This window comes from Levilactobacillus hammesii DSM 16381, from assembly GCF_001434395.1.
Lineage (GTDB): Bacteria > Bacillota > Bacilli > Lactobacillales > Lactobacillaceae > Levilactobacillus > Levilactobacillus hammesii.
Genome location: NZ_AZFS01000012.1, coordinates 1 through 5,705, shown reverse-complemented (window position 1 = coordinate 5,705; position 5,705 = coordinate 1). Strand labels below are relative to the sequence as shown.

Below are 5,705 nucleotides of genomic sequence, written 5' to 3'. Positions count from 1 at the left end.
ACAGAACTCGAAAAATTATATTATTTTACCTGTCAACTTGACAGGGACTAGTACAACTCACAAATCGAGTGGCCGTTTTTTTAAATTTTATCGCAATGACGACTTAGATCACTTCACCATGATAATGGCTCTCTGGCAACGTGGCGAAGTCATAGGCGGCTAGTGCTTCAGCCTCTTGTACATAGGCGTGTAAACCTTGGGCAATCATCAGGTTTAAGGTGGTGTCCTTTTCGTGTAGGATCACAACCGGCTTCTTACTATGGAACGCGTAGCCAATCTCAAACGCCGTGCCGGAGTCAACCTGATCATCCACGAAGTCGACCATTCCCACGACCACATCGGCCTTATCGATCTGCGTCACGTCTAGTTGGAACGTCTGGGTGGCCCATTCGGGGGTTCCCATGGTTAACCCTGGAATCTCATTCTTACGAGGGCTGAAGAAGTTGGTCACTCGGGGGTTAGCGGCTAAAGCGCGTTCCACCCGTTCAATTCGTTCAATCTGTTCATCATCAAAGAAGGGTCCTGCTAAGTAAACGTTGGTCACACTAATCTCCTCATTTCTCTCTTTTGTGGTTTTTATTATACCGGAAACATTAACTTTTATCGACTCTATTTTGATTAATATTCGGTTATAAAACACTAAGCAACCGTAATTCAATTAATTTCTTAATATTATTCGAGTTTAACTGCCGCAATGAACACCCTTTCACGATATAATTATTTCATGCTATACTGAAGAGAATAGACATTGGGGGCTGAGTATAATGATGATTCTTGGATTTGCCATTATGGGTGGGCTGATTACCATAATCGCCGCATTCTCACTGGTCATGGCCATACAAAATGGGAGCTCAAAGGTCGGCGTGAGTCTTCTATTAGGCTTAGCGTTGTTGGGTACGGTCATTTCAATCTGGAAATTGCCGTATTGGTCGCACCAGACCGCCACGCCGGCGGCACATACGGCTAAGCAGTCACAGATCAGTTCACAATCCGGCCAGGCCTTTTCCGCCAGTTCCAGTGGCGTGACCCAGGCTGATAATGAAAAAAGTGTTCAGCAACAATTAGCCAAGGCACTCACTAAGCTGGGAACGGTCACCTTTGACCGTTCTAGCAAGACTTACACGCTAACCGTGACGAACAGTGACCTTAAGCAGACGATCCAAGCGCTGACCAAGAAACCCAGTCTGGCCAAGCAAGCCAAATGGCCACGCTTCGTCGAAAACTTCACGAAAACGAGCGCGTCCCTCGAGAAATCCCTGGGCAAGGGCTATAGTTTGGAAGTTCGGGTCGGCCATCAGTCACCCGTCTTGGTCTTCAAGGACGGTTACGTCGTCAAAAATCAATTTGAATAACGACAAACGCTCCTCATCACTTGCGATGAGGAGCGTTTTTTAATGGCTATCTACAAAAAGCCTACTTTATTCGATACTGACGTTGCTGATTCTGTCGACCCGCCAAGTAATACCGCGCTGATTCCTCACCCACGGCCAGTTGAACATCGCGCGCATCATTCGACAGCTGAGCCCGATAGATGGCTTCGTATTCTGAAACGGTGACGCGCCGCCGATTTGCCAGCAGCGTGGACAAGGCCGTCTCATCAAAGCCCTTTTGAAAGTCGTTTTGCAAAATGCCACTGAAGAACTCACCCTCGGCACCAGAACCATAGCTGAAGAACCCAATCCGCTGCCCCGCGTTCATCTGCCCATGACGCAGTAAGGATAGGAAGCTGAGGTAGAGGGATCCCGTATAGAGATTACCGACGTGCCGATTATCCTCCTGGCTCGCCTCAAAGGCCGCTTTGAGCGTGACCTGTTGTTCTGGTCTAGCTTCGGGTAAAATCTGACGAAGCCCTTTGCGACCCATTTTTGTAAATGGCAAGTGAAAGACAAAGGCATCAAAATCGGCAATGGTCTGCTGCGTTTGCTGCTGATAATCCGCCCACACCGTTTTAAAGAAGTCTAGATAGACATTGGTCGAGTATTTCCCATCAACCAGTGCTTCCGTCCGGTAAGTGGGCCGCCAAAAGTCCATGACATCTTCCGTATGATAACTACTAGTGGGCGCCAACGCCAAAATTTGGGGATCAGCCGTTACCAGCATGGCGACGGCGCCGCCCCCCTGTGTTACCTCGCCGGGCGTTCGTAGGCCATACCGTGCCACGTCGGCGCCAATAACCAACACCTTAGCCGTGGGATGAACCCGGACATAATCGGCGGCGAGCTGCAAGCCTGCCGTAGCTCCGTAACAGGCCTGTTTTAACTCAATTGCCCGCGTGTTACTGGGCAGATCCAACAAGTGAGCCAGGTAAACCGCCGTGGCTTTGGAATTATCAATCCCTGACTCCGTCCCAAACAACACCATGGCAACCTCTTGCTTGGTCTCTGCCGTCAGAATTTGGCTCGCCGCATTGGCAGCCATGGTGACAACGTCCTGCGTTGGTGGGATCACGGCCTGCTGCGACTGGCCGATTCCGATTAAGTATTTGTTAGGGTCTTCGCCCCGGGCAGTGGCTAACTCAGCCATATCCAGATAAAGTCCTGGCGTGTAAAACCCAATTCGATCAATTCCAACGCTTACGCTCATTAGATGATGCCTCCTAAATAACTTGGTTATGTCTAACGTGCTTGATGACTATTTTGCCACCAAGCCATTTTTTAAATCTAACTAGATCGCTGTCTCCACTATTAATTGTACTACACAACTTGTCTGAAACTAATCCAACCGTTGAGACCTTACGAACTCTTAAATATTAAATAATAAAACTGACTGTCCGTTCGTAGTCGTTAGTATCTAACGACAATTGAGCGAATAGCCAGCATTTGTATTATACAATTAGGCACATTCTTTTCATGGGTGAATCGTTTAAAGCAGCCTTATTGCATATGGCAATTTCCTTTAAAGCTTGTGATCCTTTAGTTGTTGAAGAACGGCTCGCAACTTTTCCTTCGTCTCGGCACTGACCTTCGGATATTGTGGGTTCAGAGCCTGCAAACGATCAATCAAAATGTTGGAGACAATCAATCGTGCAACACCCTTATCATCTGCTGGGATTAAGTACCACGGACTCTTTTTCGTTGCCGTCTGCGTTAACATCCGGGTATAAGCATCCTGATAGTCGTCCCAAAAAGCCCGCTCCTGCATGTCACTAGGCGCGAATTTCCAATTCTTGCTGGCGACTTCAATCCGCCGTTCGAACCGATGGGTCTGCTCATCTTTGGATAAATGCAAGAAGAACTTGATGACTTCAAAGCCCTGATGCCGCAGATATTTTTCGTAGTTTTTCAGATCATGGTAACGATGATCCCAGAACTGGTCGTCCACGTCCTCAACCGAATTAATTCCCGGTAGATTCTGCGTGGTTAACATTTCCGGATGAACGTGACTGATCAGCACATCCTCGTACTGAGAGCGATTGAAGATCCGAATCTCACCCCGTGGTGGCAGTGCTTGATTGATCCGCCATAGAAAGTCATGATCTAACTGCAGATGCGTCGGTTGCTTAAAACTAACCACACTGGTCCCCGACGGATTCAGGCCACTAAACACGTGACGAATCAAGCCATCCTTGCCGGCGGTATCCATCCCCTGCAAAATGACAATGACCCCATGCTGCTTCTGCGAATATAAGCGCGCCTGCAAATCACTCAGGGTGGCCACATTGGCATCCAATGCACTATTAATGACTGCCTGATTTGGCCCCTTTTCCACGCGGGTGGCTAGTTGTGCCAAATCAATGGGACGCTCACCCGCATAACGATAACTGCTCTCAGTACTCATGCGCATCATCTCCTAATAGCTTTTACCTTAGCATGCTTATTCGTCGGATTCCAGTGAACAGACGAACTTTTTTGAAATTAGCGGCAAAATCTTCGCGTTCCCTTTTCAAGCTTGATATACTAAGCATGTAAACACTTACTTGATCAACGGAGGCCTCGAGAAAATGAAGAAGATTACGGCATATTTTGTGCGTCATGGTCAAACGATGTTGAATCACTATAACAAGGTTCAAGGCTGGATTGATTCTCCCCTGACGGCCAAGGGACGTGCCGATGCGAAGCGGGCCGGCCAACAACTCGCTAACATCCCCTTTGTTGCGGCATACAGTAGCGATTCCGGTCGGGCCATTGAAACAGCCCACATTGCCCTTAAGGAAAATCCGGACAATATGAACATCGTCACGTATCAGTACCCTGAATTCCGTGAACAGTGTCATGGTTACTTTGAAGGCAACGACCTGAATCAAATGTGGCAATTCGTCGGGGCGCAGGTCGGCTTGACCTCGGAGTCGAAGGTACTTGGTACTTACGGGCTGGAAAAGGCTCGCGATTTGATCCATCAGGCCGATCTCTACGGTGAAGCCGAGAGCAACGACATGTTCTGGGAACGACTCGATCGCGGCTTCGATAAGCTACGGGCCAACTCCAAGGATGGCGACCAGGTATTGGTGGTCTCCCACGGTATGACCATTCGATCGATCATCGACCGTTACGCTCCGGAACTGGATGAAGGTGTCGCGACAATTAACGGAAGTATCACCAAGCTGGAAATTACCGATGATGACATTCACGTTGACTTCTTTAACCGAATTGATTTTCAATCTTAAGCTAAGGAGGAATCCCTCATGAAAAATATTCATCGCTCCCTCAATGATCGTGTATTTGCCGGTGTGATTGGTGGAATTGCCGAACACTTCGACTGGAATTCTAATATCGCCCGCGTGATTTTTGTCCTACTGGCCCTCACCCCGATGGTTCCAGGACTAATCGTCTACCTGATTTTATGGATGATTATGGGTGATCCCGAATAAATTGCGCTTAAGTCCGAGACAAACTCGGACTTTTTTCATGCTCAAAAATAAAATAATGAAAACGCTAACAAAATTATCACAATTCGATTGACGTTACAGAAAGGTTAGTCTACAATTTGAATTAACAACCAGTTATACCCCTTATAACTTGGACGCTTTAAAAACTCAAGGAGGTTCTCTACCATGGCAAATTCAGAAAAAACTTTAGTATTAGTTAAACCGGATGGTGTTGCGGAAGGACATATCGGAGACATTATTTCACGTCTCGAAAGTAAGCGCTACCAAATTACTGCTCTCAAGGTTTTGAATGCATCAACTGACCAATTAAAGCGACACTACAGGGAACAAGTTGAAAAGCCTTACTTCAAAGAGATTGAGACCTACATGCAGGAAGGCCCCCTCGTTGCCATCATTGTAACCGGGACTGATGTGGTCAAAGCCGTTCATAATTTAGCGGGTAAGACTCGGCCAAACGATGCCCAACCCGGGACGATTCGTGGGGATTACGCTCATGAATATCCCGATGGCATTCTGAGAAATATCGTGCACACCGCTGATAGCCGTGAGAACGCTCACCATGAAATTGCCATCTGGTTCCCAGAGTTAGCTGTTGCCGCACACCAAAAGGTTGCTGGTAAGGAAAAGGTTGGCGCCAAATAATTTAAGCTGAAACGAACACCCGATCATTTACGCGATCGGGTGTTTTTTATGGTCAGTTAACGGCTACACGTTGATTATTTACGCCCATATCAGACGTCTAATCCCCTTTTTAGTTACTTTTAGATTATACTTAAACTAATCATGGCCTTTATTTTTTTGTTGCAGAATGTATTAGTTCTGTTACCTCGATTTAAAATTGAAGTGCAACACCTGCTCTACTAGACCAGTTCTTTATTCA

The 5,705-nt window shown here is 47.1% G+C and carries 7 protein-coding genes; 4 read left to right on the top strand and 3 right to left on the bottom strand.

The window, feature by feature from the left end; translation table 11 throughout:
* Window positions 1-103: 103 nt before the first annotated feature.
* Window positions 104-544, bottom strand: a complete 441-nt coding sequence (locus tag FD28_RS01105; RefSeq protein ID WP_057731741.1) for a nucleoside 2-deoxyribosyltransferase — start codon at window positions 542-544, stop codon at window positions 104-106.
* Window positions 545-764: 220 nt separating this feature from the next.
* On the opposite strand from FD28_RS01105, the gene FD28_RS01100 reads away from it, so the two are divergent.
* Window positions 765-1,352 carry a hypothetical protein gene (locus tag FD28_RS01100; protein ID WP_235806823.1) on the top strand — a complete coding sequence of 196 codons (588 nt, stop codon included), beginning with the start codon at window positions 765-767 and terminating at the stop codon, window positions 1,350-1,352.
* A gap of 61 nt (window positions 1,353-1,413) precedes the next feature.
* On the opposite strand, the gene FD28_RS01095 is transcribed toward FD28_RS01100, so the two are convergent.
* Together FD28_RS01095 and FD28_RS01090 are read right to left on the bottom strand one after the other, a co-directional pair.
* Window positions 1,414-2,583, bottom strand: a complete 1,170-nt coding sequence (locus FD28_RS01095) for a hydroxymethylglutaryl-CoA synthase (protein WP_057731738.1) — start codon at window positions 2,581-2,583, stop codon at window positions 1,414-1,416.
* A gap of 312 nt (window positions 2,584-2,895) precedes the next feature.
* Window positions 2,896-3,777: a PPK2 family polyphosphate kinase gene (locus FD28_RS01090; protein WP_057731735.1), complete on the bottom strand. Its 882-nt coding sequence runs from the start codon at window positions 3,775-3,777 to the stop codon at window positions 2,896-2,898.
* Between the two features lie 163 nt (window positions 3,778-3,940).
* On the opposite strand from FD28_RS01090, the gene FD28_RS01085 reads away from it, so the two are divergent.
* The 3 genes from FD28_RS01085 (at window position 3,941) to ndk (ending at window position 5,467) form a co-directional block, all read left to right on the top strand.
* Complete coding sequence (locus tag FD28_RS01085; protein WP_057731732.1) at window positions 3,941-4,603, top strand: histidine phosphatase family protein; 663 nt, start codon at window positions 3,941-3,943, stop codon at window positions 4,601-4,603.
* 18 nt (window positions 4,604-4,621) lie between these two features.
* Window positions 4,622-4,807 carry a PspC domain-containing protein gene (locus tag FD28_RS01080; protein ID WP_057731729.1) on the top strand — a complete coding sequence of 62 codons (186 nt, stop codon included), beginning with the start codon at window positions 4,622-4,624 and terminating at the stop codon, window positions 4,805-4,807.
* Window positions 4,808-4,990: 183 nt separating this feature from the next.
* A complete protein-coding gene (ndk, locus tag FD28_RS01075) occupies window positions 4,991-5,467 on the top strand; it encodes a nucleoside-diphosphate kinase (RefSeq protein ID WP_057731727.1) in 477 nt (158 codons plus the stop codon).
* Window positions 5,468-5,705 lie beyond the last annotated feature (238 nt).